Genomic DNA, 26,276 nt, shown 5'->3' with positions numbered 1-26,276 from the left:
GGGAGTGTCTCACGATGCCGTTGCGTTATGCAACTTATAATTTAATAAGAAGAAATTACCCGTTAAAACCGTGTAGAGCCAACAAAAAACGCGGCCCCGAACAGAGCCGCGTTCCGAAATTGTGGCTGACGATTGCTTTATTCAGCTTCGTCCGCAGAGGCTGCGTTCAGCATGCCGTAGCGCTCGACGCCGATTTTCTCCAGAAGCTCAAGCTGGGTCTCCAGGAAGTCGATGTGACCTTCCTCGTCCTTCAGGAGCTCTTCAAAAATTGCCATGGAGACGTAATCGCCTTCTTCCCGGCAGACTTCGCGGGATTTGGAGTAGGCTGTTCTGGCGTCGTATTCACCGGCAAGATCTGCTTCCAGAACTTCCTTGATGTCCTGGCCGATGCGCAGAGGAGCGACCTTTTGCATGTTCGGCAGGCCTTCCAGGAAGATGATCCGGTCAACCAGCTTGTCGGCATGTTCCATCTCCTCGATGGATTCCTCGCGTTCCTTTTTCGCCAGTTTCGCGTAACCCCAATCGGCCAGCATGCGGTAGTGCAGCCAGTACTGGTTGATCGCGCCAAGCTCCAGGAACAGAGCCTCGTTCAAACAGGCAATAACCTTTTCATTCCCTTTCATGGCCGTCACTCCTTGTAGCCGAAATTTTCCGTACTTTAGAATTGTTCTACACTGGGTGTCCAGTGTCTAAATCATGTTTTTTTTCAGAAATTTGCGAGGTTTTGAATGTAGGGGAAGTATCAGATGGAGTGTTCGAAATCAGTTCATTACGAGGCGCTGGAACATGCTGCCGCAAAAAACAAAAGGCGCAGCCGATGAAAGCTGCGCCTATTGACTTACCAGAGGAGGGGTAAGACGCCGGTGGTATTAGGAGGCCGGCAGGATCACGCTGTCGATGACGTGGATGACGCCGTTGCTGGTTTCGATGTCGGCGGTGACAACGTTTGCTTCGTCGACTTTCACGCCGTCTGTTGCGTCAACGGCAATTGTGTCGCCCTGAACAGAGGCAACATCAGCTTTCTTGCCGGCAATGTCGGTAGACATCACTTTACCCGGGACCACGTGGTAGGTCAGAACAGCGACGAGCTTGTCCTTGTTTTCCGGCTTCAGCAGGTCTTCTACAGTGCCGGCCGGCAGTTTAGCGAAGGCTTCGTCGGTCGGTGCGAAAACAGTGAAGGGACCATCGCCTTTCAAGGTGTCGACAAGGTCAGCGGCCTGAACAGCGGCAACCAGAGTGTTGAAGGTGCCTGCGCCGACGGCAGTGTCGACAATGTCTTTCTCGGCAGCTTTCGCAGCGGAAAGCGGCAGAACGAGAAGTAGAGCAACTGCGAGTTTCTGGATCAGTTTCATGTAGATGACTCCCTTGCTTGAGTTCAAGCCAAAGATCAGCGTTCCCGGAAATGATGTTCCGAGGGTTTAAACTTGGATGCAGTCTTTGCTTGCAACGTGAACACTTACGGGAGGGGTGGGTAAACGGATGAGGAAAAAGTCTTTCCTGACTTTTCCAAGAAAAGACGTGATCTGATCGCTGCATTGGAGCGTCACGTGCGCCCGGGACGCGTGACAGGTTCAGTCCAGCGCCGCTGACAAAACCTTGCGCATGACTGTCGGCAAAGCTTCCTCGGAAAGCGTGTCCGGAGCTGACCACCAGCCGGTGTCTGTGCCAAGCGGATCGTTACCGGACATCTCTGCCCTGAAAACGGTCAGCTTCAAATGAAAATGGGTGAATGTGTGTTTCACCTCACCAACGCGCTTCTGCCAATCTGCGTTAAAGGGCGCATGGGAGAGACTGCTGTCCATGTCAAAATCTTCGGACCAGACAGAACCAGGCACTTCGGTCATTCCGCCAAGCAGCCCTTCCGGCGGACGGCGGCGCAGGAACACGGCACCGCTCGCCGCGTCGACTGCGACGAAGGCCGCGCCGTGCCGGGTCGGCTTTTTCGTCTTGGGGGCTTTCCGCGGCAGGGTTTCCGCAAGCCCCGCGCGGTGGCCTTGGCACCCTTCCCGCCAGGGACAGAGGGCACAGGCGGGTTTCTTCGGTGTTCAGATGGTCGCGCCAAGATCCATGACAGCTTGCGCAAAGTCTCCGGGGCGGGCGTCCGGGGTCAGGTCTGCCATCACGGCTTTGATCTCCGGCTTGGCCGCGGGCAAAGGCGTTTCAATCAGGTTCAGGCGCGACAGGACACGTTCGACGTTGCCATCAACAACGGCTGCATGGCGGTCGAAGGCAATCGTCGCAATGGCCGCGGCCGTATAAGGGCCGATGCCTGGCAGCTTTAGAAGCGCCTCTTCTGTGTCCGGAAATCGGCCGTCATAGTCGCTGGCAACGAGGTCGGCGCATTTTTTCAAGTTGCGCGCCCTGGAATAATAGCCCAGCCCCGCCCAGGCTTTCATGACGTCTTCTTCGTCCGCTGAGGCCAGATCCTTGACCGTCGGCCAGGTGCTGGTGAAGGTTTCGAAATAACTCTTCACGGCAGCAACTGTGGTTTGCTGCAGCATGACTTCCGACAGCCAGATACGGTAGGGATCCGGCACTTCGCCAAGACGCCGGTTTTCCGGGCTTACGCGCCAGTGCAGGGTGCGCGCATGGCGGTCGTACCATTCCAGTAGACTTGATGATAGAAGACTTGGTGATGGGTGGGTTTCAGCCATGGTTTGCTGCACGCCGGTATGCGCCAAGATGCTGCGGATCAACGGTGATTTGCGTCTGGATAGCTTGGGGACAATTGCGGTGATAAGCCGGCGCCAAAACGTGTGTTAAAGTAATCGTCTTCATTTTGTCTTATTCTACTGGAACACAACAGACTTCGAAAAGCGCATCTGCGCGCCGCGTAAAAGGTCCGGGCAGGCGTCAGGAGGTAGGCCATAACCGCGTCGAAGGCAAATCGAAAGGGTGCAAAACTGCTGGCCGATTTGGTCGGCAAGGCGATGACCCCTGCCTGCAAGAAACGCGGCTTCGCCTCCATCGATATCATCGCGTCCTGGGCCGATATTGTCGGCGAGCGCTATGGCACCCGCGTCCAGCCGGACCGGCTGATCTGGCCGCGGCAGCCGGAGTTGAGTGACCCGGAGCGTCCGCTCCAACCTGCAACCCTCGTGGTTCATACAGATGGTCCAACCGCGCTGATGCTGTCTCACGACAGTCCGCAGGTGATTGAGCGGATCAACACATTTTATGGCTGGGCCGCCATTGGCCGCATCAAGATCCAGCAAAAGCCGGTTGCCGTGAAACGCGCCAGCACGCGCAAGGCGCTGAGGCCATTGACCCGGTCGGAAGAGCAGCAGCTCGATGCGAAACTCGAGACGGTAGAAAACGATCGCTTACGCGAAGCGTTGAAGAAGCTGGGCGCGCAAGTCATCGCCCGGAACGCCGGAACGGCCGCCTGATCGCTTCTAGCCTTCACGCGGCAATAACAACACTGTGACCTTACCTGCCAATATGTCCACGCTGCCGCCACATTTGCCAAGCTGTGTTGACCTTGAGGGCCTGAAAGGGCACATGGAATAACAATGGCGCCGGAAGGTGCAGGACATCAATTTGTGACAGGACGATCTTCGTGACACAGACCCGCAGACAGTTTCTCAAAACCACCGCTTTGACCACGGCCGCACTTGGGCTCGCCTCTGTAGCGCCCGCATGGGCCCAGTCAGTCGACGAAGACGAACTTCTGAAACCGGGCCCGCTGGGCGACAAAATCTTGGGTGATGAGAACGCACCGGTCACGATTGTCGAATATGCGTCCATGACCTGTGGACACTGCGCCAATTTCCACAAACGCACCTGGCCGGATTTGAAGAAAGATTACATCGAAACCGGTAAGGTTCGCTTCATTATGCGGGAGTTTCCGCTCGATCCGGTCGCCTCGGCTGCCTTCATGCTGGCGCGCTGTGCGCCGCAGGAAAAATATTTCGACATTGTGGACATCATGTTCGAAGAGCAGCGCGCCTGGGCGTTCACCGACAACCCGTACCAATCCCTGCTCGACTTTTCCAAACAGATCGGCTTTACACAGGAGTCCTTTGAGGAATGCTTGACAAACCAGGGTTTACTTGACGCAGTAAACGCTGTGCGTGAGCGCGGGGCGAACGAGTTTGGGGTGAACTCGACGCCGACATTCTTCATCAACGGCGAAAAGCACTCGGGGGCGCTTTCGATTGAAGAGATGGGCAAGATCATCGAGGAAAACCTCTGATCCTGCAGCAGAGCTGCGGGCCATGCGCCTGCACCTGCAATCTGATATGATTTCGTCGGCGTCTGGACCGGAGAGGTGCGGGCGCCGATGAGGTTTTCAAAGCTCCGCATTGCCGGGTTCAAATCTTTCGTCGAGCCGATGGAGTTCATCATCGGCAACGGCCTGACCGGTGTTGTCGGTCCCAATGGCTGCGGCAAGTCAAATCTCGTGGAAGCCCTGCGATGGGTGATGGGCGAGAATTCCTATAAGAATATGCGCGCGTCCGGCATGGATGACGTGATCTTTTCCGGAAGTCTCAATCGTCCGGCCCGCAACACCGCGGAAGTGACGTTGTTTCTGGAAAACAACGATCGCACGGCTCCGACCGCCTTTAATGATGCCGACCTTCTGGAAGTCAGCCGCCGCATTGAGCGGGAACAGGGCTCCAACTACAAAATCAATGCCAAAGATGTCCGTGCCCGCGACGTCCAGCTCCTGTTTGCGGACGCCTCCACGGGTGCGCGCTCACCCGCGATGGTCCGGCAGGGGCAGATTGGCGAGCTGATTGCCGCAAAACCGACATCGCGCCGCAAGATCCTGGAAGAAGCGGCCGGAATCTCCGGTCTGCATTCACGACGCCATGAAGCGGAAATCCGCCTGCGCGGGGCCGAACAGAACCTTGAACGCCTGGAAGACGTGCTGGTGCAGATCGACAGCCAGCTCGACAATCTGAAACGCCAATCGCGTCAGGCTTCGCGCTACCGCAACCTGTCGTCGGAAATCCGCGGCGCCGAAGCTGCCATTCTTTATATCCGGTGGACAGAAGCGCGGGATGCCCTGAGTTCGGCTGAAAAACAGTTCACTGAGGCGCAAAGCCAAGTCAACGAGGCGAGCGGCCTGCAGGCGGAAAGTGCGCGCATTCAGGCAATCGCCGCGCACAAGTTGCCTGAGCTTCGGGAAGATGCAGCCAAAGCCGGAGCCGCGCTGCAGCGGCTCGTGATCGCCCGCAATGATCTGGATGCCGAAGAGCGGCGCATCAAGGAACGCTTGCAGGATCTGGAGCGCCGCCTGGTGCAGCTGGCCGAGGATATCCGCCGCGAACAGTCCATGGTCTCGGAAAACGACGAAGTTCTGGAACGCTTGGCAGAAGAGCGCGCCGAACTTCTGGAAGAAAACGAGATGGTTCAGGACCGCACCGAAGCGGCCCGGGAAAAGGTGACCGAGGCCGAAGATATCGTGCGCGGCAAGGAGGCAATGCTCTCCGAGCTGACGGCCGCCGAAGCGCGGGCAACGGCGGAACGCCAGCAGCTGGAACGCGCCGTTGCCGAAAGCCGCCAGCGGGCGGACCGGCTGATGTCGCAGGCACAGGAAGCTCAAACGGCGCTCGGTGCTCTCATCGCGCGCATGGATGAACAAGATGGTGTGGCGGAGCACCGTGAAACGCTAGAGCTTGCAAGCGAAGAACTCGCTGAGGCTGAAGCGGCCGTCGAAGAAGCAGAAGCTGCCACCGCAACGGCACGGGATCAGGAACAGGCCGCGCGATCCCCCTTGAGCGATGCCAAGGCTTTGCTGCAAGGCCTTCAGACAGAAGCCCGGACCCTTGAACAGGTATTGAACGTGCACAGCGAGGCGGATCACACGCCGGTCGTTGAGCAGATCACAGTTGAGACCGGGTACGAGACAGCGCTGGGCGCAGCGCTCGGCGAAGATCTGGATGCCTCTCTTGATGAGGCCGCTGCGGTCCGCTGGGGCAATGCGCTCGGAACGGACGGGGATCCGGCTCTGCCTCACGGTGCCAAACCGCTGCTGGATGTCGTAACCGCACCCAAAGAACTCCACCGCCGATTGTCTCAGATCGGTTTGGTGTCCCAGGAAGACGGTCCACGCCTGCGATCTGATCTGAAACCCGGTCAGCGCTTGGTGAGCCGGGAAGGGGATCTCTGGCGATGGGACGGGTTTGTCGTTGCCGCCAACGCGCCGACACCGGCAGCCCAACGGTTGGCGCAGAAGAATCGCCTGGCCGAACTGGACGACGAAATCGAGACCGCGCGTCAGGCGGTTGAGCGTCACCAGCTGGATCTGGAAGCCGCTGCGAGCCGGGTCAGGCAGTCCGTGGAATTGGAACAAACCGCCCGGGGCAAGGTCCGGGATGGTCAGCGGCAGGTCACCGCGGCGCGCGAGGCCTTGGCCGCTGCGGAGCGGTCCATTGCGCAGCTGACGTCTCAAAAGGCGGCAGCGGAAGACCGGGCGCAGCGCCTGAATGAAGAAGCAGAAGAAGCACGGGCCTACTTGGAAGAAGCGCAGGAGCAGTTGGAAACAGCTGCTGAGGCAACCGGCTACGCCGACCAAATCCGGGACCTGCAAACGGAGGTCTCCTCTGCGCGGACAGCACTTGCAGAAGCGCGGGCGGTCTCGGAAGGCCTCTCCCGGGAACAACAGATGCGCGACCGGCGCCTGGAGGCGATCGCCCGGGAATATGACAGCTGGAAGTCCCGCGCGGCCAATGCGACCCAGCAGATCGCGGTTTTGAGCGAACGGCGTGACGAAGCTGAAGAGGAACGGGCCGAGTTGATCGAGGCACCCGAAGACATCGAGATCAAACGCCGGGAGCTGTTTTCCGCGATCGCAAAAGCCGAAGACGCCAAGAAGGAAAAGGACGATCAGCTCAGTCAGGCAGAGCTTGATCTGGCGGACGTCGACCGGGCCGCAAAACTGGCCATGGAAGGCCTGGCCGGGGCGCGCGAGCAAAAGATTCGTGCCGAGGAGCGTCTCGACGCTGCGCGGGAGCGGAAAGAGACCCTTGAGCGGCGGATCGACGAGGACCTCGAAGTGCCGGTCGTGGCTCTACCGGAAATCGCCGGCCTGAAGGAAGGCGCGCCATTGCCGGATCCGGAGGCGATGGAGAAGAAACTGGACCGTCTCAAGGCCGAACGGGAACGCTTGGGCGGGGTTAATCTGCGCGCAGAAGAAGAATTGCGCGAGATGGATGAGCAAAAAACCACCCTGACGTCTGAGCGGGACGATCTGATTGAGGCAATTCGTCGCTTGCGGACCGGGATCTCAAATCTGAACCGCGAAGCGCGGGAGCGTCTGCTGGCCTCCTTCGAGGTGGTCAATGGTCACTTCCAGCGTTTGTTCACGCACCTCTTTGGCGGTGGTACGGCGGAACTGCAGCTGGTCGATTCGGACGACCCGCTGGATGCCGGGCTTGAGATCATCGCGCGGCCGCCTGGCAAAAAGCCGCAAACCATGACATTGCTCTCGGGCGGTGAACAGGCGCTTACCGCCATGTCATTGATTTTTGCAGTCTTTTTGACGAATCCTGCGCCGATTTGCGTGCTGGATGAGGTCGACGCACCGCTTGATGATGCCAATGTGGAGCGTTATTGCGACCTCCTGGATGAGATGGCGCGCAACACGGATACCCGTTTTGTGGTGATCACCCACAACCCGATCACCATGGCCCGCATGAACCGTTTGTTCGGTGTCACAATGGCGGAACGGGGTGTCTCGCAGCTTGTTTCGGTGGATTTGGAGACCGCGGAACGATTCCGCGAAAGTGCTTAATTTTCAGCCGAACCGCGCTCCTTCGTGAGTTTCCCGTAAGACTTAGGTCATGGAAAATGTGAAGAAGGGCGAATTTGTGTTATAAATCAGATAAATAGCGGAAATCTTAGTGTTCTTGACAGGGCAAGGGCCCCCGACTATGGTGCGCGCGGCTTGAGGGGGTGTCCAAAGGCTGGGTCTCACGGCTTGACGGGGGCGGGGAACAACATGAGTGGCTCTTCGCAAAACGGCAATTCAGATGACTTGGACAAGGGTGCCTCCGAGGCGGATCTGTCGGAACGGCGGGACCGTCTGAACCGGAAGCTGGACGGCCAGCGCAAAGCTGAAGAAGCAGAGCGCGCGGCCAAGAAAAGCGACAATTCCGGCTACGCGCAGGCAATGAAACTCTCTTCTGAGTTCATTTCTGGTGTGGTTGTTGGAGGCGGTTTGGGATGGTTCGTTGACCAATGGTTTGGGACAAAGCCCTTTGGGTTGATCGTGTTCCTGCTGATTGGTTTCGCGGCGGGCGTTTTGAACGTGATGAGGGCTGCAGGGCGTATCGCCGAGCCAGGTCAACGGTACAAACGCGAGAGTTCTGACGACGGCGGGTCCAACTGAAGTTGTGCATCTGGGCGCCTCGCGCACCCACGAATAGAAATGATTTGAGCGAAGAAGGCTGACCGGTGGCGAACGATCCGATCTCGCAGTTCAAAATCCAAACCCTGTTTCCGATTGAAGTCGGCGGAATGGATTTCTCTTTCACCAACTCTTCGCTGTTTATGGTTGCGACCGTAGCAGCAGCTTCTGCCTTCCTGATCTTCTCTACGTCCGGCCGCGGCCTTGTGCCGAGCCGCGTGCAGTCGGTCTCGGAAATGGCTTATGAGTTTGTTGCAGGCATGCTGCGAAGCTCGGCGGGCACGGAAGGAATGCGGTTCTTCCCGCTTGTGTTCTCGCTCTTCATGTTCGTCCTTGTGGCAAACCTCTTCGGGATGTTCCCGTACTTCTTCACGGTAACCAGCCACATCATCGTGACGTTTGCGCTTGCGATGCTGGTGTTTCTGACTGTCACGATCTACGGCATCATGAAACACGGAACCAAGTTCTTCCACCTGTTCGCACCATCAGGCGTTCCGCCGGTGTTGCTTTTGATCGTTGCACCGATTGAGGTTGTTTCCTTCCTCTCGCGTCCGATCAGCCTGTCCGTCCGTCTGTTCGCAAACATGCTGGCCGGTCACATCACCCTTAAAGTTTTCGCCGGGTTTATCGTGTCCATGAGCGCCGCTGGCGGCGTGGGCATTGTCGGCGCAATCCTTCCGCTGAGTATGACAGTCGCGATCACCGCGCTGGAGTTCCTCGTCTCGTTCCTGCAGGCCTACGTCTTCACGGTCCTGACCTGCATGTACCTCAACGACGCCCTTCATCCGTCACACTAAGCGAAACGTCTCATGCGGCGGCCCAACCCGGGTCGCTGCCTGAAGAAATCTGAAATCTGCAAAACACTACTTAGGAGCACGTGTCATGGAAGCAGAAGCAGCAAAATACATCGGCGCTGGTATCGCATGCCTCGGCATGGGTGGTGCAGCGATCGCACTCGGCACCATCTTCGGTAACTACCTGAATGGCGCTCTGCGCAACCCGACTGCAGCTGATGGCCAGTTCGGTCGTCTGGTTTTCGGCTTCGCCGTTACCGAAGCTCTGGGCATCTTCTCCCTGCTCATCGCTCTTCTCCTCCTCTTCGCTGTCTAATTCTCTTTCGTTTCAGAGAGTTTTGACGCGACTCCGGGGGCGGCGTCTGCGCCGCCCAACCGGATTTTGGAGATAGGATATGGCAGGCAACGCCGAACATAATACGGAACTCGGAATTCCGGCTGAAGAGCACGGTGCCGGCTTCCCGCCGTTCGACGCAACGACCTATTCTTCGCAGCTCCTGTGGCTGGCCATCACTTTTGGCTTTTTCTACTGGATCATGAAGAACGTCGCTGTGCCTCGGATTGCAGGCATCCTGGAAGACCGCAAGGACCGCATTGCCGGTGATCTCGGCGAGGCCAACCGCCTCAAAGATGAAACCGACGCGGCGATCGCGGCTTACGAACAGGCACTTGCTGAAGCGCGCAACAAGGCACACGGGATCGCAAGCGACACCCGCACCAAGTTGAAGGCGGATCAGGAAGCCCGCCGGGAAAAAGCCGAAGCGGATATTGCCGAGAAGCTGAAAGCAGCTGAAGCTCATATCGCCGGTATCAAGACCGAAGCGCTGTCCCAGATTGGTGACATTGCCGGAGACACCACGTCTGCGCTCGTTGAGCAGCTGATGGGCAAGGCTCCGACAAAAACCGATCTGACCAAAGCGCTCAAGTCGGCGATGAACTGAGGAGACCGTCATGGACGCATCATTTTGGGCCCTGGTCGGTCTCGTTCTCTTCTTCGTCCTGATTGCCTACCTCAAGGTGCCGGGCATGATCGGCGGGGCGCTGGACAAGCGCGCTGACGACATCAAGAAGGAACTGGAAGAAGCACGCAAGATGCGTGAAGAAGCCCAGGAACTTCTGTCTGAGTATCAGCGCAAGCGTCACGAAGCTGAAAGCGAAGCCGAAGCAATCGTTGCGGAAGCCAACGCGGAAGCCGAGCGCCTGACCGTTGAGACGAACCAGGCACTGGAAGAGATGATCGCTCGCCGCTCCAAGGCTGCGGAAGAGAAAATCGCTCAGGCCGAGACTCAGGCTATCGCCGAAGTCCGTGCGAAGGCTGCCGACATCGCTGTCGCGGCTGCCGAGGAAATTCTCTCCGCCAAAGTCAAGGACAAGGTGGCAGACGACATTCTCGCCAAGAGCATCACTCAGGTGAAGGATCAGCTGAACTGATCTTCAGCACCATCCGGAAACAGTTCTGAAAAGCGGCCTCAACGGGCCGCTTTTTGTTTGTCCGTCGTCTGCGAATAAAACTCTATCCGCGCATTTATTCGCCATCCCTGCGAAGGCAGGGATCCAGTAATCCGAGTCGGTACGCTTAGTTTCACTTATGGGCAGATGTGGCTCCTGAGCCCCTGCCTTGCCAGGGGCGGCTGGATGTGTAGGGTGTTGGTCTGAATCATCTGAGGGCGCTAAGCCCGTTCCTTCTCCATGACCACCAACGGTGTCCGGCCGTTTTCCATCATCTCGCCGGTCACCTGATAGCCAAGGCTTTCATAAAGCCGGATGTTGCCGGAGCTCAGCTTGCCGGTAATCAGCCGGTAGGAGTGTGCAGAGGGAAACTTCTCTTCCGCTGCGATAAAGAGCCGCCGGCCGATCCCCCGTCCCTGATGTTTGGGAGCCACAAAGAGCCGGCCGATATGACATGTGTCGTCCTCAGCACGGACCCGAACTGAACCAATGATGTCGGATCCCTTCCGGGCGATAAGAAAGACATGCGTGGTGAAAGCCGATTCTGTGTCGGCGAGGGCCTCAACCATAGGGGCGATCTGCATATCACCATTTAGCGCTGCTTCTTTGTGAAAGGCGATTTTCTGAAGTTCGAGGATTTGTTGCGCATCGCTTTTGTCTGCGACTGTGATTTCGACGTCCATTTCCCACTCGCCGGATTGTGATCTCAATATTTTCTGATGCGTCGTGATTCGATAGAATTGGCCACTCAAGCCATCCTCATCGGGTTACGTCGCCTAAGGCAATTCACTGGAGGTGATACCAAGCAAGGCGCCGGTCATGCAATGCTACCGCGGTCCAGTCAGCGGGGTTCATTGGTGTTTTCAGGAAAGGCGCCGCAATGAAGTCGTCTCATCGAGTTTTCGCACATCTCCTTATTGCAGCGCTCATACCGCTGTTGTCACTTGTCGGCAGCGGACCTGCCCAAGCTCAGGAGCGCGCGCCCCTTCCAGACTATGTGATTGAAAAATTCGGCACCCCTCCCACGATACCGGATGGCCCGCTTGCTGATGATCTGAAACGGGCCGTGAAAATGGCGCTTGTCGACCCGGTGACCCATGCGGGCTGGGGACGGGACCAAAGCCTTGCGCTCGCCGAGGTCGCTGCATCCAAAGATCCGCGCCTGGTCTGGATCATCAGTGATTTGATGCGGTTTGCAACCGGCCCGCAGCTGAACCAGGCCTTGAGCGAAGCCGCGTCCGAACTGTTGGGCAAACAGATCCCGCTGCGCAACAGTTGGGGCGTGGTGACCGATCATCTCATGGCCTGGGATATTCCCGCACCGCCCGATTATCTTGCCTCCAAGCGCGAGATCTTCACAACGGTCGTACCCGGCTGGGACAGGATCTTTGTCGAGGGCGATGTTGATTGGCGGCTGGTGTCCTGGGGCGGGGTACTGATCGATGACCGCCCGTATGACCAGACCGACAATCAGTGCAACTGCATTCCGGCCGTGGATAATCCGGAAGTCAGCAGCGCTGAAGACGCAACCTGGCTCAAGGACAGCGATATCGTTTTCGGGATCGGTGTAAACGGTGACTATCGGGCCTATCCACGGCGCATCATGGAAGTGCGGGAGATGGTGAATGACACCCTTGGTGGCCGGACGCTGGGTATTCCATACTGCACCTTATGTGGCGCCGCGCAGGCCTATCTGACAGATGAGTTGCCGGAGGGAATTGAGCGGCCGGTCCTGAGAACCTCCGGGCTGCTTATTCGGTCCAACAAGGTGATGTATGACGTCAACACCTACTCGGTTTTCGATACGTTCCTCGGCACCGCGGTGACCGGCCCGCTTGCGGAGAAGAACCTCAAGCTAAAACAGGTCAGCGTCGTGACGACCGATTGGGGCACCTGGAAGAAGGCGCATCCGGAAACAACCGTATTGGTGGAAGCGCTTGCGCTTGGCCGTGACTTCGATTTCCGCAATGGCCGGGACGCCAATGGACCAATCTTCCCAATCGGCGATGTCGATCCCCGGCTGCCCGTGCATGAGGACATCATCGGGATTGTCACAGCATCCGGACAGCCGGTCGCCTTTCAGCGGAGCAAGGCCTTTGCCGCACTCAAGCAGGGGACAGAGATCCGCGTTGAGAACGTTCGTCTGGAACTGGATGCCGGTGGTATCCGGGCCGTTGGCGAGGACGGAGCGGATCTCGGCAGTCATGAGGCGTTCTGGTTCGCGTGGTCTCAGTTCTACCCCGGTACAGATCTTTGGGACGGCTGACTAACCCTATCCGGGAACTCCGGCGGCCAGCCGGACTGGTTTGAAGCTCATCCGGTGATGCTGTGTCGGCCCCAGAGCATCCAAAGCGGCCTGATGCGCCGGGACGCCATATCCCTTGTGCTGAGCAAAGCCATAGCCGGGGAACTCAGGTTCCAAGGCGACCATCATGCGGTCCCGCAGCACCTTGGCAACGATGGAGGCTGCGGCGACACACAGGCAGCGGCCATCGCCCTTGATCAGCGCCTGCCCGGGCTGCGTGAGGCCAGGGGGGATGTCGCGGCCATCGATGAGCACATATTGCGGCACTTTCGGCAGCCCGTTCACTGCCCGCACCATGGCACTCAGCGTCGCCGTCCGAATGTTCAATCGGTCTATGGTGGCAGGGGAGGCACTCGCCGCGCACACCCAGCTTGTTTTCAGGATTTCACCGAACAGGGTTTCCCGTTTGGCCTCAGTCAGTTTCTTGGAATCGTTCAGTCCGGCCGGCACATTTTTGTAGTCCAGCATGACGGCAGCCGTCACAACAGGACCCGCCCATGGTCCACGTCCGGCTTCATCGACCCCGCACAACAGGCCGTCATAGGATTTGGCGTGTTTTTTCTCGGTTCTGAGATCCGGACTGTCCGGGAAGCTGAGGTCGAAGAGGGAGGGTGTTTTGGTCATTGCGCCAAAATGCCGTTTGCCAAAACAAGGCGCAAGACATGTTGGAGCCGTCCCGGTCTTGAGCCGGGACCACAGCCCATGCCTGTAGGTCCCGGATCTCCGCTTTGCTGCGTCCGGGAATGCGTTTGGAGGGCAAATGCGGTCACCTCACTGCGCTTTAGAACAAGTCCAGTTGCACGCCGCCTTTCTGCGGCTGAACAAAATGCTCGGTGGAAAGCTTTTTCCTGCGCAAGTTCAGGCCGAGACGTTTGGCCGCCAACGAGAAGCGTTTGGCGATCTGGTCGGCATAGGGGCCGCGCCCGCGCATGCGCTCGCCCCATTTGGCGTCATAGTCCTTGCCGCCGCGCATGGAGCGGATCAGGTTCATCACGTGCCGGTAGCGGTCCGGGCGTTCCCGCAAAAGCCAGTCGCGAAAGAGTTCCGACACTTCCAGAGGCAGGCGCAGCAGAATAAAGGCCGCTTCGCTGGCCCCGTGCTCTGCCGCTGCCTCCAAAAGGTTTTCAATTTCACTGTCCGTCAGCGCGGGAATGATGGGGGCCATCATGACGGAGGTCGGAATGCCTGCATCGCTCAAGGCTTTGACCGCTGCAAGACGCTTGTGCGGCGCGGATGCGCGGGGTTCCATGGCGCGGCACAGCTTTTTGTCGAGCGTGGTGATCGACAACGCCACCTTGACCAGATTGCGCTCGGCCATCCGCGACAAAATGTCGATGTCCCGTGTCACGAGCGCCGATTTGGTGACGATGGCGACCGGGTGGCCGCAGGCCTCCAGCACATCCAGGATCTCCGGCATCAGCTTGTAGCTGCGTTCCATCGGCTGGTAGGGATCGGTGTTGGTGCCTATGGCAATCACTTTTGGCTGGTATCCCGGCTTGGAGAGCTCCCGCTCAAGGAGCGCTGCGGCGTTGGGTTTGGCAAAAAGCCGGGTTTCAAAGTCCAGCCCGGGTGAGAGGCCCATAAACGCGTGGCTGGGCCTCGCAAAACAGTAGATGCAGCCATGCTCGCAGCCGCGATAAGGATTGATCGAGCGATCGAAGGAGATGTCCGGCGACTCGTTGCGGGTGATGATCGTCCGCGCGCGTTCTTCTTGCACCTCTGTCTTGAGAGGCGGCAATTGATCGAGGCTGTCCCAGCCGTCGTCAAAGGCTTCTTTCGATAATGGTTCGAACCGCCCGGAGCGGTTCGTTGCGGCCGCACGTCCCCGGCGCCGGTCGGCCGCCATATGGCTCAGATCCGCCGCATCGGGTGCCAATTGAGCAGAACCAGAAGAAATTGGGGGTGCAAGTGTCATAGACTGCCGACTCTTCATGAGAACAATACAAGAACATTATCTAGAATCGGGCGCCGAACAAGCCCCTTCTCTCGCACTTTCGAAAATTTCATGTCATAGAAAGGGTCATGATCAGTGTCATAATTCCGACTGAAAACGCAGAACTCGACCTTGTTCACGCACTGGCTGCCTTGGTGCCTGCCGCCGCCGAAGGCGTTGTTCGGGAAGTTGTCGTTGTGGACGGCGGATCGACCGATAATACGGACATGGTCGCCGATGCGGCAGGCTGCACGTTTGTGACGCGCAAAGGGCCACGCAGCGAGCGCCTCGCACATGGCGCAAGTGTTGCCAAACGCGGCGACTGGCTGTTGTTCCTGCAGCCTGAAACTCTTCTGGAAAGCGGTTGGCACCATGAAGCGCAGGCGTTCATCGAGCGGGCAGGGCGCACCCCGAAAGGGCCAAAGACGGCTGCAGCCTTCCGCTTGCGGTACGAGGCTTTCGGGCTTGGTCCCAGATTGTCTGAAAAGGCAGCTTCAGTGCGCAGCCAGCTGCTTGGCATGCCCTACGGCAATCAGGGCCTTCTGATCTCCCGCCAGTTCTACGAAAAGCTTGGTGGCCACCGGCCGTTGCCCGAAATGGAAGATTTGGACCTTGCAAAACGCATCGGTCGCAGCCGCATGGTGTTTTTGCGGGCGGCAGCCGTATCCGCGGGTGAACCCGGCGCAGCTGGCTATGCCACCGGTCTGCGTCAGGCTCTGGCGCGCTTTGCCGTTGGCGCCCTTCGTGTTCCAACAAGCCTCGCGGTCAAGCTGCACGGGTAATCGGCAGCCTTAGAAGCCTGCCGTCGGTTTATGAGTCCCGCGGTCACATCGGCGCCGTTCTGGTCTCTGAGCCAGAACCAGCAAGACTTCGTGTTTGGTCCCGGATCTAAGTGTTGCTTCGTCCGGGAGGGCACCTCGATCGCGTTGCGGTGCTGATTACAGTGAAGCAAAGCTTGCTTACACAGTAGAAAGCAGACAAATGGTGCCATCCCTGCGAAAGCAGGGATCCACTATTCTGTGGCCTAAGCCTTTTTCTGCGCTGGCGGTGGTGATGACTGGGCCCCTGCCTGCGCAGGGGCGGTCACGTTGAAGAAGGGCTTTGGTCTGGGGAAGGGACTTACGCCGCGTAGAGCGATCCGGTGCGGGTCTTCAAGAACGCGTCCAGGGGAATGTCTTCCTGCTTCAGGAAGCCGGTTGCCGGCAAGGCGCCGTTGCGAACCATTTCGATGACTGCAACGACAGAGGCTGATGTGGTCCAGGCAATCGCCGTGCGCATCTGGCCGCCGATCTCGATCGGCTTGTAAGCCCGCACGAATTCCTCCCGGCGCGGGCGGCTGTCGATGGTGCCTTCGGAGGCCACATGCACATAGACGACATCATTGTCGGTTGGTGGTTTGGCGTGCACCAGAATTTCCCCGGCTTCCTGACGGCGCTCACGCATGAGGAGCTCGTGGAAAAAGAAGTTCATCAATTCGGCATGGCCCGGATAGCGCATGGTCTTGTAGTCGATGTTGGCGACCTTGCCCAAATAGGTCTCGCACATGGTGCCGAGCCCGCCGGAGGTGGTGAACGCCTCCAGCTTCATGCCGTCGATGTAGATCGTTTCCAGCCACTCCATCGGAGAGACCCACTTGCGCACGCCGTCCTCGATCACTTCACAGTCGTTGAGGTACTCGTTAACGACCCCGTCCGGGGACCAGTTGAAGGCATAGCCCATCAGCCCGGTCGGGTTTTGCGGCAGCGCGCCGACACGCATCCGGCAAGACCGGCAGTCGTCGAAGTCGCCGATTTGTTTGGCGCCAACGATGCCAACAAACCCGGGCGCCAGACCGCATTGCGGGGCCATGAGACCCTTGGCGGTTGCGCTCATCTCGATGATCGCCTTGGTGGTCGGAACATCTTCCGTCAGATCAAAATAATGGATCCCGGTCGCATGGGCGGCCGTCGCAACACCGACATTGAGCTGATAGGGCAGGCAGGAGAGGACGGCATCGACGCCCTTGAACATCTGCAGTAGGCCATCATAGGCTTTCAAATCCGCAGACTGTACAGAAAACGGCAGGTCTTCGCGGGGCGCATGCTGGTCATAGGCATGAACCTCGAAGCCGGAGTCGTGCAACAGCCGAGCCGCCAAAGCGCCGACCTTACCCAATCCGAGCACTGCTATTTTCTTCATGAATTTCCCCCTTGGCTGATGACTGGTTTCCCCAGACAGGACCGGCTCAGTCACCACAGCAATCAACATTCCGCTTCCCGCCAGGAAGCAGTTGGACCGCATTAAGCCGTGAATCTGCGTCAATCAAAATGTCAAAAAATCTTACAAAACGGGAGTTTTATGGCAAAATGATAACTGGAGACGAGGCGCCGCCCCGGCCACGAGCCGGGGCCGGTTTTGTTTCGGCCCTGGTCCCGGATCTCCATTGCACTGCGTCCGGGACAGCACATGGACGGGCCATTGATGCTGGCCGATGACAATAAATGAGAAGTAATCATGGATGACCTGGATCACCGCCTGCTTCATCTCTTGACGCGCGATGCCCGTGCTTCTGTCACGGATTTGGCGGCCGCGCTTGGGGTGTCGCGCGGCACAGTGCAGAACCGGATCGACCGCCTCTTGCACCAGAAGGTCATACACCGGTTCACGGTTGAGCTCGGGCAATCGGAAGAAGACCACCAGATCAGCGCCTTCACATTGATCCGGTTGAGTGCGGACGATGGCCGGGCAACGCAAGCGGCGCTCCGGCGGATCGATGCGATCACGGACATTCACACGCTCAGCGGTGCCTTTGATCTGGTCGCCGAACTGCGTGTCCGTTCGCTCAAAATTCTTGATCAGACACTGGATCAGATACGTGCTCTTCCTGAAGTGGCTGAAACTCAGAGCCATATCCGTTTGGCCTTGGCGGGCAGATAGGACAAGGACGGAGCATAAATGCTCCGCCTCGTCGTTGTTGAACATTCAATAAGGTGCGATTTTGGTCCAATTGTCATCGCCGTCTACGATATGCTTGGCCACATCGGCACGCCATTTTTCCTGAGCGCCTTCATGAACTTTGACATAGAGCTTGCCGTCTTCGATTTGCCAGACCAGCGGGTCTCCGGGGCGTTTGTAGTTCTGTGAGGCAGCCCAGGCGCAATAGCCATCATATTGAGGAGCAAAGGCTGTTGGATCTGCCTTGAATGTGTCGCGGTTTTCTTCGGAGGAGAAGTACCAGACCGCTCCGTTCCAGAAATGGTGGAACTTCGCCCGGCCCTGAACTGGCTTGCCTTCTGTGAAGTAGGAAACGGTGTCGTAACCTCCCAAAGCTGTTGCAAGCTGATTTGATGCAAGAGCGCTGAAGCTGGTCAGCAGTGCTGCGGAAAAAGCCGTCGCGGCCAGTAGTTTTTTCATGAAATTCATCTCCGATTTGTATTTGCAGTGTTTATAATCTGGAAAAATTTTTGAAAGTTAAGTAAAAAATAGATAACTGTAATTTTACATTTTGTTTCTTATAATATTTATATATAAATACTGTAAAAATATTGTGATGCGCAGAGATTTGATTTTTCCTTGCAGACGTGTGATCGACCGTGGTGTCGGGCTCAGAGAGCCGACAGCAAGTCCAAGGACTGCGTTGGCAGCGCGGCCAGATACTATGCGGGCGATGCAGGTGATCCTTCATCGAGACGGAAAAATCAGCGGCGTTCGTGCGCTCAGTGGCACTTTCACTCTGGTCGCCGGGCGGCGTCTCCGCTCGCTCAAGAGCCTGGGACAGGCACTGGATCAAATTCCGGCGCTGCCACAGGCTGCGGAAACGCAAAAACTTGTCCGCCTGGCTCCAGCTGGCGAGTGCGAATAGATCGAACAACCCTAATGTATCTCAGAATGGCCATCCCTGCGAAGGCAGGGAGCCAGTTCGCTGTAAGGTTGGGGTTTGTTGCCATCGCCGGCCATGTGGTTACTGGGCCCCTGCCTGCGCAGGGGCGGCTGATGCAGATGGGATAGTGTTGCACGAGCAACTACGGCTGCAGTCCCGGCTTTTCACGTCCCCAGATCATGGATCTTCGCCGCGTTGCCTTGAGAGCAGCGCATTAATCGCAGTCGGTGGCCTCAGGCTTCCTGCAGTTTCCCGCGCTTCAGGTGTTCGTCGAGCCGCGGCATGATTTCCACGAAATTGCAGGGCATGTGGCGGTAATCGAGCTGCCACTTCAAGATGCCGTCCCAAGCGTCCTTGCAGGCGCCGGGCGAGCCGGGCAGGACGAAAATGTAGGTTGCGCCTGCAACACCGCCGGTTGCCCGGGACTGAATGGTTGACGTGCCGATCTCGTCATAGGAGATCCGGTGAAAGACTTCAGAAAACCCGTCCATTTTCTTTTCAAACAGCGGTTCCATCGCTTCCGGCGTGACGTCCCGGCCTGTAAAGCCCGTGCCGCCGGTGGAGATGATCACGTCGACGCCGTCCCTTGAAATCCAGTCCTTGGCAATCGCCTGGATCGCAGGCACGTCGTCTTGAACGATCTTGCGGTCGGCCAGTGTGTGCCCTGCCTTTTCCAACCGATCCACCAGCGTGTTTCCGGACCTGTCGTCCTCCCGCTTCCGCGTGTCGGACACGGTCAGCACGGCAATGTTCAGCGGAATGAATGGACGGCTTTCATCAAGACGGGACATTTTGGGCTCCTGTTTGACAAGAGACATAGGTGATTGCCGAAGCCTATGCCAGAGTAATGGCCCAGCTGCGTCCCGCCGCCACGGAATTTACATCGGCTGGAACAAGATGATCTGCGAGTAGGCCCCGGGTCTCGCTGTGCTCGCCCGGGGTGACATTATTGGCTATTCAAGAGGTCTTTCCATCCGGGGTTTTCTGTTTCAATCAGCTGAATTTTCCAAGCCCGTCGCCATTTCTTTAGGCGCTTTTCCTCGGCGATTGCCTCGTTGATGCTTTCGAACTGCGCAGCATATACGAGCCTCGTCACGGCGTGTTTAGTGGTGAAGCCGGAGCCAGTTCCCTGTTTGTGTTCAAAAACACGCCGTGCGAGATCGTTGGTAACACCGACATAAAGCGTTCCGTTCAATCGGCTTGCAAGGGTGTAAACGTAATACATCCTCTATCCTTGGTAGAAGTTAAGCAGCTCAGCAACCCCGACGTCACCCCGGGCGAACTTGTGAGACCCGGGGCCTACTCGCTTTTCGGTCTGGCAAAGGGATCGGAAACGGCACGGGGTTCGGGGGCGGAGCTTATTCCAGATCAAAAAGAACCAGTACTTGCTGATTAATGAGGGAAATAAAATTACAAAAAATAACAAGAATAAGACACTTGCATTCAAAATAGGTCAGTATTATTGACTTAAATAATCAACGTCACAAGAAACCGAATGAGCCAAGCATGATGACCTGGGACGCCGTATTGGCGACACGCGCAAAGCGCATGAGTGCATCTGAAATCCGCGAACTCCTGAAACTCCTGGACCAGCCGGACATCATTTCCTTTGCCGGTGGCATACCCGACCCGGCACTGTTTCCGGCGGATGCTTTCCGCACGGCCTATGCGGATGCGCTCAGCGGAGCCGGAGCGGCTGCCGGTCTGCAATATTCGGTCAGCGAGGGCAGTCTGCGGCTGCGCCGGTGGCTTGTTGGAGAAATGGCAAAACTTGGCGTTTCATGCGGCCCGGAAAACATTCTGATCACCTCAGGCTCGCAGCAGGCGCTCGATTTCCTCGGCAAACTGTTCTTGTCTGCAAACGACACTGCTCTGGTTGGCTGGCCGACCTATCTAGGGGCTTTACAGGCCTTCAATGCCTACGAGCCGAATTACGACCGGCTGGACCCGATGACCAACCGGTCCGCAGAAGATTACCGGGCATCAGCTGAGGAGCGGGGCGGCAAGGTCAAGTTTGCGTATCTGTCGCCTGACTTCGCCAACCCGACGGGCGAAACACTGGATGAAGCGGGCCGCCGGCGGTTACTTGGACTTGCCGACGAATTGGATTGCGCCGTCATCGAGGATGGCGCGTATCAGAGCCTGCGGTATGACGGGACACCTGTTCCTCCCGTTCTCGCGCTCGATTGTGCCCGGTCCGGCGGTATTGAAAGCACGCGGACGCTCTATTGCGGCAGCTTTTCAAAAACACTGTCTCCCGGCCTGCGGCTTGGCTGGGTCTGTGCTGCAAAAGATGTGATCTCCCGTCTGGTGCTCTTGAAGCAGGCAGGCGACTTGCACTCTTCAAGCCTTAATCAGGAAGCCATTGCACGCGTTGCCGAAACCGTCTTTGACGCCCAAGTCGAGAAGGTGCGCTCTGCCTACCGTGAGCGCCGGGATGCCATGCTGGCCGCCCTTGAAAATCACATGCCGGAAGGGACCCGTTGGACCCGGCCTGAGGGCGGCATGTTCGTTTGGGTCGAGTTGCCGGAAGGCACGGACGCGGCAGGCCTCCTGAAGGAAGCCGTCGAAACGGCCAAGATCGCCTTTGTTCCGGGCAAGGCGTTTTTCGCAGATGGAAGCGGCGGCAACACCTTGCGTCTCAGCTTTTCAGCCACGACACCAGAAAAGATCACCGAGGGCATTTCCCGTCTCGGCGCCTTGATTCCGAAGACTGTCACACCCGCGCTGTAATAAGGTTCAGAATCAAAAGCAGCAAAGGCACAGCGCAGGATGGATTTGACGGATCAGCTCAACAATTATTGTGAACGCCTCGGTCCGGAGTTCTGGTCAGAACCGGTCAACGCCATCACCAACGCCGCCTTTGTTGTGGCGGCTCTCGCCGCTTATCTCTTGTGGCGGCGCAAGACGCCGGATGATTGGGTCGCGCTGTTTCTGATTTGTGTCGTGCTTGCGACCGGGATCGGGTCGTTTCTGTTCCACACATTCGCGACACGGTGGGCGCTTCTGGCAGATGTCATTCCGATTGTTGTCTTCATCCATGGGTTTTTGCTGTTCGCGCTCCGGCGCTTTCTCAACCTCCATTGGGTGATCAGCGTGTCGATCGTGATCGGCTTTTTTGTTCTCTCACCGATGGTGGGCGAGGTTTGGGCGCCGCTGATCGGGTCGTCTGCCGGATACCTTCCCGCACTTCTGGCAATTTTCGTTGTGGGCGGGTTCTTTTATCAGCACGACAAAGCGCTCGCCAAACAAGTGCTTCTCATCGGGATACTGTTTACCGTTTCGCTGACTTTCCGGACGTTCGACGGTCCGGTATGCAGTCAGCTGGCCCTCGGCACGCATTTCCTGTGGCATATTTTGAACGCTGCCGTGCTGTTTGGGCTGTTACGGGTTCTCATTTTGCATCGCGCCGGGTAAAGGTCGAAGACAATTCATGAAATTTCGAAGGTCAGGATCGGATCGCCGGCTTAAACAGACGCACCAGATCAATGACCTTAGGGAAGCGGTAGGGAGACAAGCACGTCATGAGCGATAACAACAAAACAGAAAGCGACCTGACCGAAGCTGCCCTGTTCTTTCACGAGCATCCAAAGCCCGGCAAGCTGGAAATCCAGGCGACCAAACCGCTCGGCAACCAGCGCGACCTCGCGCTCGCCTATTCGCCGGGCGTCGCAGCACCCTGTCTTGAGATTGCCGACGATCCATCGAAAGCGGCCAATTACACGGCCCGCGGCAATCTGGTCGCCGTCATCTCCAACGGCACAGCAGTGCTCGGGCTTGGCAACATCGGGCCGCTCGCCTCAAAACCGGTGATGGAAGGGAAGGCGGTTCTATTCAAGAAATTTGCCGGGATAGACGTGTTCGACATCGAGGTCGATCAGCTGGATGTCGACAAGTTCGTTGATGCGGTGGCCGCGCTTGAGCCGACCTTCGGCGGCATCAATCTGGAAGACATCAAGGCGCCGGAATGCTTCATGATCGAAGCAGCCTTGCGCGATCGCATGAACATCCCGGTCTTCCACGACGACCAGCATGGCACCGCAATCATCGCCGGGGCGGCTGTACGCAACGGTCTGCAGCTCGCCGGCAAGAAAATCGAAGACGCCAAGATTGTCGCATCCGGCGCGGGGGCGGCATCCCTTGCCTGCCTGAATATGCTTGTCTCGCTTGGAGCCAAGCGCGAAAACATCTGGGTCACCGACATCGAAGGCGTGGTCTACCAAGGGCGCCAAGCCTTGATGGACCAGTGGAAAGCGGTGTTTGCACAAGAGACCGACAAGCGGACACTTGGCGAAGTGATCGACGGTGCGGACGTGTTCCTAGGGCTGTCGGCTTCTGGTGTTCTGAAACCCGACATGGTCGAACGGATGGGCAAGGGCCCGTTGATCCTGGCGCTCGCCAATCCGAACCCGGAAATCATGCCGGAAGACGCCATGGCAGTGCGCGACGATGTCGTCATGTGCACCGGCCGCTCCGACTACCCGAACCAGGTCAACAACGTCCTGTGTTTCCCATATATTTTCCGCGGCGCGCTCGATGTAGGTGCAACCACCATCAACGAGGAAATGAAGCGCGCGGCCGTCGAGGCAATCGCTGGCCTCGCTCAGGAAGAACCATCGGATGTCGCCGCACGCGCTTATGGCGGCAAGACCGAGACCTTTGGCCCGAACTACCTGATCCCGTCTCCATTCGACCAACGCTTGATCCTGCGGATCGCGCCCGCGGTCGCCAAAGCTGCGATGGACACCGGTGTTGCGACCCGGCCGATCGAGGATTTCGACGCGTATCAGGACCGGCTGAACCGGTTCGTCTTCCGCTCCGGCCTGATCATGAAGCCGATCATCCAGAACGCGGCCAAGGATCCGAAAAAGATCATCTACGCGGAAGGCGAAGACGAACGGGTACTTCGCGCCGCGCAGGTGCTGATTGAAGATGGCATTGCCAAACCGGTTCTGGTCGGCCGTCCGGACGTTCTGACAGCACGCTGCGAACGGTTCGGTCTGAAGATCCGTCCGGATGTGGATTTTGAGTTTGTGAACCCGCAGGACGATCCGCGCTACCGCGATTATGTCGATGAATATCTGGAGTGTGTCGGCCGCTTGGGCATGCCGCCCACCGCCGCTAGAACCGTGCTGCGGACAAACCAGACGGTCATCTCAGCGATTGCCGTGCGCCGCGGCGAAGTGGACGCCCTGATCTGCGGCCTGGAAGGCCGGTTCACCAAACACATGCGCGACATCCGCCAAGTGATCGGCGTTTGTGAAACGGCCCGCGATCTGTCGGCCATGTCGCTCTTGATCAACAGCCGCGGCGCGATGTTCCTGTCTGATACGTTCGTGACGGAAGATCCGACGGCAGAGGAAATCTCCGAGATGGCGATCCTGGCGGCGCAGGAAATCCGCCGGTTTGGCATTGAGCCGAAGGTTGCGCTGCTCTCCATGTCGAACTTCGGTTCGCGCGACACAGCCTCGTCCCGCAAAATGCGCGAAGCGCTGGAGCTGATCTGGGAGCGGCATCCCGAACTGGAGGCAGATGGCGAAATGCACGGGGACTCGGCCTTGAGTGTCGCCTTGCGCGAGCGTGTCATGCCGAACAGCAAGCTGAAGGGCGAGGCAAACCTTCTCTTGTTCCCGAACCTGGATTCCGCAAACATTGCGCACAACCTTTTGAAGGTCGCAACGGATGCGCTGCATGTTGGCCCGATCCTGCTCGGCACAGCAAAACCGGCCCACATCCTGACACCGTCGGTGACGTCCCGTGGCGTGGTCAACATGTCCGCGCTTGCGAGCGTTGAAGCGCAGACAAGGGCTCCAGAACAGTCCGCATAACGAACTGTTCGAAACACCCCTGCATTTCCGGCCGGTGCGTCCTTGTGACCGCTGGCCGGTTTTCCGTGTTTGCGAAACAAGAGCGCATGACCGACATCAAACGCCCCGCAGACTGCCAGACCAAGGCAGACATCCGAACAGCCATCGATGCGCTGGATCAGGATCTCTTGAAGCTTTTTGCGCAGCGCCAGGGCTATGTCCGGCGCATGGCGGAGCTGAAACAGCACCCTGACGAGGCCTTTGACCACGACCGGATTGAAACCATGGTGGCAGCGCTCAAACACCGTGCCGAAGGTCTGGGTTTGGAAGCTGATCAGGCCGAGCTGGTCTGGCGGGTTCTGATCGACTGGAATGTCGCCTATGAGAAGCGGACGATTGCGGCTCGGTTGGAAAAGGGGCTTGGCACAAACATTTCGCTGATTTCTAAAGGGGCTGGATGAGGCACCAAACCGCGCCGGCACATTAATCATCGCATCGGCTTTGTTCCTGCCAAAATCACTCCCTATCTGTAGAACTGGAAATCGCGCCGGCGCCATATGCCATGGGACCGGATGGATGGTTTTCGGGAGGGTGATGTGCAGCACGCATATTGGTGTTAGGGCTCAAGGTGCGGATTGTTGAGATACGTTTTGACGGTGTTGGTCGTCGGGGACACCTTTTTCGTCCTTGCGGACAGGCCAAACACGCCTGCGGTGAGGAACCTATGATTTAGGTAGGAAACAGTCTGAAGAATTCCCGATGAAAGGCCGCCAAAACACCGATTGAGAAATGCTGCCAATAGAGAGTGATCCGGTTGCCTAAAGGGGTTTCATGAAGACAATGACTTGAAATTTTTGAAGTAAAATAGCTTCGTATCTTTTTTGATAATTATTAATACTGATTTTTTGATTATTGTAATATTTCGCCATGTGGGGGGTGTATTTCTCTTTGGGTCTAGTTTTTGCATTTAATGTTATGGATTTTTAAGTAATTCAATGCGCCAAATCTTCTTTCTAGTGTCGAGGAGGTGCGCATGATGTCAATGCTTGGAAAAAATATTGTTTTCGGGATGGGCCTGCTTATCCTGCAGTTTTCGAACTCAGTGTCAGCGCAGAACTATCAAGTTGATCTCGCCCTTCCGGACAGCGAGCCCGTTGTTGGAACGACGAAAACGGAGCTCGTCGGCTCCATGGGGCAGGATTATGCAGCCATCCTGAACGCAGATTCGACCATATCTCACCAAATCATGTCATCGGATCGAGCTTACAACGGCTTTTACCGCGGGCTTTTTGCCTGCGTCTCTCCAGATTCCAAGGCATATTATCCGGAAGGAAGTGGATACTTGGACTCCAAATCTCTTTCGAAAACCAGTTGGGTCGCGGTGACGGCTGCAGGGAAGCCGGTTATCTCTGACCAGAACGTCCTGAAAGATGGGTTGAAGGTCGGTCTCCCCTATGAACCTGCTGCGTTGTTGCCGGTTGTCCCTCAAGAGGGCATGAACTACGAAGTCGCGGACAATTACCTAACCAACTTGAAAAAGGTTGCGGCTGGGCGGCTTGATGTTGCAGTTCTCCCTTTGAGTAGCATTGACGTTTTTCTAGACAAAGACAAGTCGCTGCAAAGCGCGGTTTCTTATGACCCGGACAAACCACTGGCGGTGGTGAGTGATGCCATCATGTGCCACGATAGTGAAGCTGGCAGAGCAGTATTGGAAAAAGTGAATACAGCTATCCAGGCTGCCGGCATCGGCAGCAAATAGACAACTTCCGCCGA

At 57.5% G+C, this 26,276-nt stretch carries 26 protein-coding genes and 1 pseudogene; 17 read left to right on the top strand and 10 right to left on the bottom strand.

Annotation, left to right across the window (positions count from 1 at the left end):
- Positions 1 to 137 precede the first annotated feature (137 nt).
- From bfr to mutY, 3 genes and pseudogenes are all read right to left on the bottom strand, one after another.
- Complete coding sequence (gene bfr / locus ACQY4Z_RS07440; RefSeq protein ID WP_040451567.1) at positions 138 to 623, bottom strand: bacterioferritin; 486 nt, start codon at positions 621 to 623, stop codon at positions 138 to 140.
- Positions 624 to 869: 246 nt separating this feature from the next.
- Positions 870 to 1,352 carry a fasciclin domain-containing protein gene (locus ACQY4Z_RS07435; protein ID WP_428528024.1) on the bottom strand — a complete coding sequence of 161 codons (483 nt, stop codon included), beginning with the start codon at positions 1,350 to 1,352 and terminating at the stop codon, positions 870 to 872.
- Between the two features lie 219 nt (positions 1,353 to 1,571).
- A pseudogene (gene mutY / locus ACQY4Z_RS07430) lies at positions 1,572 to 2,654 on the bottom strand (A/G-specific adenine glycosylase).
- A gap of 276 nt (positions 2,655 to 2,930) precedes the next feature.
- On the opposite strand from mutY, the gene ACQY4Z_RS07425 reads away from it, so the two are divergent.
- The 8 genes from ACQY4Z_RS07425 to ACQY4Z_RS07390 all read left to right on the top strand — a co-directional run bounded on the left by ACQY4Z_RS07425 (position 2,931) and on the right by ACQY4Z_RS07390 (position 10,581).
- Positions 2,931 to 3,389 (top strand): DUF721 domain-containing protein, encoded by a 459-nt coding sequence (locus ACQY4Z_RS07425; protein ID WP_428528022.1) that lies wholly within the window; start codon positions 2,931 to 2,933, stop codon positions 3,387 to 3,389.
- 170 nt (positions 3,390 to 3,559) lie between these two features.
- The gene (locus tag ACQY4Z_RS07420) at positions 3,560 to 4,195 is read left to right on the top strand and encodes a thioredoxin domain-containing protein (protein WP_428528020.1); all 636 of its coding nucleotides are present in this window, start codon (positions 3,560 to 3,562) and stop codon (positions 4,193 to 4,195) included.
- Positions 4,196 to 4,282: 87 nt separating this feature from the next.
- Complete coding sequence (smc, locus tag ACQY4Z_RS07415) at positions 4,283 to 7,741, top strand: chromosome segregation protein SMC (RefSeq protein ID WP_428528018.1); 3,459 nt, start codon at positions 4,283 to 4,285, stop codon at positions 7,739 to 7,741.
- Between the two features lie 207 nt (positions 7,742 to 7,948).
- Positions 7,949 to 8,338 carry an AtpZ/AtpI family protein gene (locus tag ACQY4Z_RS07410; RefSeq protein WP_209179418.1) on the top strand — a complete coding sequence of 130 codons (390 nt, stop codon included), beginning with the start codon at positions 7,949 to 7,951 and terminating at the stop codon, positions 8,336 to 8,338.
- Positions 8,339 to 8,403: 65 nt separating this feature from the next.
- Positions 8,404 to 9,153 (top strand): F0F1 ATP synthase subunit A, encoded by a 750-nt coding sequence (locus ACQY4Z_RS07405; RefSeq protein WP_133948274.1) that lies wholly within the window; start codon positions 8,404 to 8,406, stop codon positions 9,151 to 9,153.
- 85 nt (positions 9,154 to 9,238) lie between these two features.
- On the top strand, positions 9,239 to 9,466 hold the full coding sequence (locus tag ACQY4Z_RS07400) for a F0F1 ATP synthase subunit C (RefSeq protein ID WP_008191441.1): 228 nt from the start codon (positions 9,239 to 9,241) through the stop codon (positions 9,464 to 9,466).
- A gap of 79 nt (positions 9,467 to 9,545) precedes the next feature.
- Positions 9,546 to 10,091 carry a F0F1 ATP synthase subunit B gene (locus ACQY4Z_RS07395; RefSeq protein WP_428528015.1) on the top strand — a complete coding sequence of 182 codons (546 nt, stop codon included), beginning with the start codon at positions 9,546 to 9,548 and terminating at the stop codon, positions 10,089 to 10,091.
- A 10-nt stretch (positions 10,092 to 10,101) separates the two neighbouring features.
- Complete coding sequence (locus tag ACQY4Z_RS07390) at positions 10,102 to 10,581, top strand: F0F1 ATP synthase subunit B (protein ID WP_008194478.1); 480 nt, start codon at positions 10,102 to 10,104, stop codon at positions 10,579 to 10,581.
- A 239-nt stretch (positions 10,582 to 10,820) separates the two neighbouring features.
- Here ACQY4Z_RS07390 and ACQY4Z_RS07385 read toward each other — a convergent pair whose 3' ends face one another.
- Positions 10,821 to 11,282 (bottom strand): GNAT family N-acetyltransferase, encoded by a 462-nt coding sequence (locus ACQY4Z_RS07385; RefSeq protein ID WP_428528012.1) that lies wholly within the window; start codon positions 11,280 to 11,282, stop codon positions 10,821 to 10,823.
- A gap of 197 nt (positions 11,283 to 11,479) precedes the next feature.
- On the opposite strand from ACQY4Z_RS07385, the gene ACQY4Z_RS07380 reads away from it, so the two are divergent.
- Positions 11,480 to 12,865, top strand: coding sequence for a DUF3179 domain-containing (seleno)protein (locus ACQY4Z_RS07380; RefSeq protein WP_428528010.1), 1,386 nt, complete (start codon positions 11,480 to 11,482; stop codon positions 12,863 to 12,865).
- Positions 12,866 to 12,871: 6 nt separating this feature from the next.
- Here ACQY4Z_RS07380 and ACQY4Z_RS07375 read toward each other — a convergent pair whose 3' ends face one another.
- Both ACQY4Z_RS07375 and ACQY4Z_RS07370 read right to left on the bottom strand, forming a co-directional pair.
- The gene (locus ACQY4Z_RS07375; protein ID WP_428528008.1) at positions 12,872 to 13,528 is read right to left on the bottom strand and encodes a ribonuclease HII; all 657 of its coding nucleotides are present in this window, start codon (positions 13,526 to 13,528) and stop codon (positions 12,872 to 12,874) included.
- A gap of 157 nt (positions 13,529 to 13,685) precedes the next feature.
- On the bottom strand, positions 13,686 to 14,750 hold the full coding sequence (locus ACQY4Z_RS07370; protein ID WP_428529749.1) for a PA0069 family radical SAM protein: 1,065 nt from the start codon (positions 14,748 to 14,750) through the stop codon (positions 13,686 to 13,688).
- 176 nt (positions 14,751 to 14,926) lie between these two features.
- On the opposite strand from ACQY4Z_RS07370, the gene ACQY4Z_RS07365 reads away from it, so the two are divergent.
- Positions 14,927 to 15,619: a glycosyltransferase gene (locus ACQY4Z_RS07365; RefSeq protein WP_428528006.1), complete on the top strand. Its 693-nt coding sequence runs from the start codon at positions 14,927 to 14,929 to the stop codon at positions 15,617 to 15,619.
- Between the two features lie 337 nt (positions 15,620 to 15,956).
- Here the strand turns inward: ACQY4Z_RS07365 and ACQY4Z_RS07360 are convergent, their stop codons facing one another.
- Positions 15,957 to 17,015: a saccharopine dehydrogenase C-terminal domain-containing protein gene (locus tag ACQY4Z_RS07360; protein ID WP_428528004.1), complete on the bottom strand. Its 1,059-nt coding sequence runs from the start codon at positions 17,013 to 17,015 to the stop codon at positions 15,957 to 15,959.
- 315 nt (positions 17,016 to 17,330) lie between these two features.
- Between ACQY4Z_RS07360 and ACQY4Z_RS07355 the strand changes: the two genes are divergently transcribed.
- Entirely contained in the window at positions 17,331 to 17,753 is a 423-nt protein-coding gene (locus ACQY4Z_RS07355; RefSeq protein WP_428528002.1) for an Lrp/AsnC family transcriptional regulator, read from the top strand.
- Positions 17,754 to 17,798: 45 nt separating this feature from the next.
- Here the strand turns inward: ACQY4Z_RS07355 and ACQY4Z_RS07350 are convergent, their stop codons facing one another.
- Positions 17,799 to 18,230, bottom strand: a complete 432-nt coding sequence (locus ACQY4Z_RS07350) for a YHS domain-containing (seleno)protein (protein WP_428528001.1) — start codon at positions 18,228 to 18,230, stop codon at positions 17,799 to 17,801.
- A gap of 259 nt (positions 18,231 to 18,489) precedes the next feature.
- Between ACQY4Z_RS07350 and ACQY4Z_RS07345 the strand changes: the two genes are divergently transcribed.
- The gene (locus tag ACQY4Z_RS07345) at positions 18,490 to 18,678 is read left to right on the top strand and encodes a hypothetical protein (RefSeq protein WP_428527999.1); all 189 of its coding nucleotides are present in this window, start codon (positions 18,490 to 18,492) and stop codon (positions 18,676 to 18,678) included.
- A 251-nt stretch (positions 18,679 to 18,929) separates the two neighbouring features.
- Here the strand turns inward: ACQY4Z_RS07345 and moaB are convergent, their stop codons facing one another.
- Both moaB and ACQY4Z_RS07335 read right to left on the bottom strand, forming a co-directional pair.
- The gene (gene moaB / locus ACQY4Z_RS07340; protein WP_428527997.1) at positions 18,930 to 19,487 is read right to left on the bottom strand and encodes a molybdenum cofactor biosynthesis protein B; all 558 of its coding nucleotides are present in this window, start codon (positions 19,485 to 19,487) and stop codon (positions 18,930 to 18,932) included.
- 155 nt (positions 19,488 to 19,642) lie between these two features.
- Positions 19,643 to 19,921, bottom strand: coding sequence for a GIY-YIG nuclease family protein (locus ACQY4Z_RS07335; RefSeq protein WP_428527995.1), 279 nt, complete (start codon positions 19,919 to 19,921; stop codon positions 19,643 to 19,645).
- A 281-nt stretch (positions 19,922 to 20,202) separates the two neighbouring features.
- Between ACQY4Z_RS07335 and ACQY4Z_RS07330 the strand changes: the two genes are divergently transcribed.
- The 5 genes from ACQY4Z_RS07330 to ACQY4Z_RS07310 all read left to right on the top strand — a co-directional run bounded on the left by ACQY4Z_RS07330 (position 20,203) and on the right by ACQY4Z_RS07310 (position 26,262).
- Positions 20,203 to 21,429 carry a PLP-dependent aminotransferase family protein gene (locus ACQY4Z_RS07330; RefSeq protein WP_428527993.1) on the top strand — a complete coding sequence of 409 codons (1,227 nt, stop codon included), beginning with the start codon at positions 20,203 to 20,205 and terminating at the stop codon, positions 21,427 to 21,429.
- Between the two features lie 39 nt (positions 21,430 to 21,468).
- On the top strand, positions 21,469 to 22,113 hold the full coding sequence (locus ACQY4Z_RS07325) for a ceramidase domain-containing protein (protein WP_428527991.1): 645 nt from the start codon (positions 21,469 to 21,471) through the stop codon (positions 22,111 to 22,113).
- A gap of 107 nt (positions 22,114 to 22,220) precedes the next feature.
- Entirely contained in the window at positions 22,221 to 24,524 is a 2,304-nt protein-coding gene (locus tag ACQY4Z_RS07320) for an NADP-dependent malic enzyme (protein ID WP_422019261.1), read from the top strand.
- Between the two features lie 86 nt (positions 24,525 to 24,610).
- Positions 24,611 to 24,964 carry a chorismate mutase gene (locus ACQY4Z_RS07315; protein WP_428527989.1) on the top strand — a complete coding sequence of 118 codons (354 nt, stop codon included), beginning with the start codon at positions 24,611 to 24,613 and terminating at the stop codon, positions 24,962 to 24,964.
- Positions 24,965 to 25,536: 572 nt separating this feature from the next.
- A complete protein-coding gene (locus tag ACQY4Z_RS07310) occupies positions 25,537 to 26,262 on the top strand; it encodes a hypothetical protein (protein WP_428527987.1) in 726 nt (241 codons plus the stop codon).
- The last annotated feature ends 14 nt before the right edge of the window (positions 26,263 to 26,276 follow it).

Source organism: Roseibium sp., assembly GCF_965276855.1.
In the GTDB taxonomy this organism is placed as follows: Bacteria; Pseudomonadota; Alphaproteobacteria; order Rhizobiales; family Stappiaceae; genus Roseibium.
This window is presented reverse-complemented; position numbering and strand designations above follow the sequence as displayed.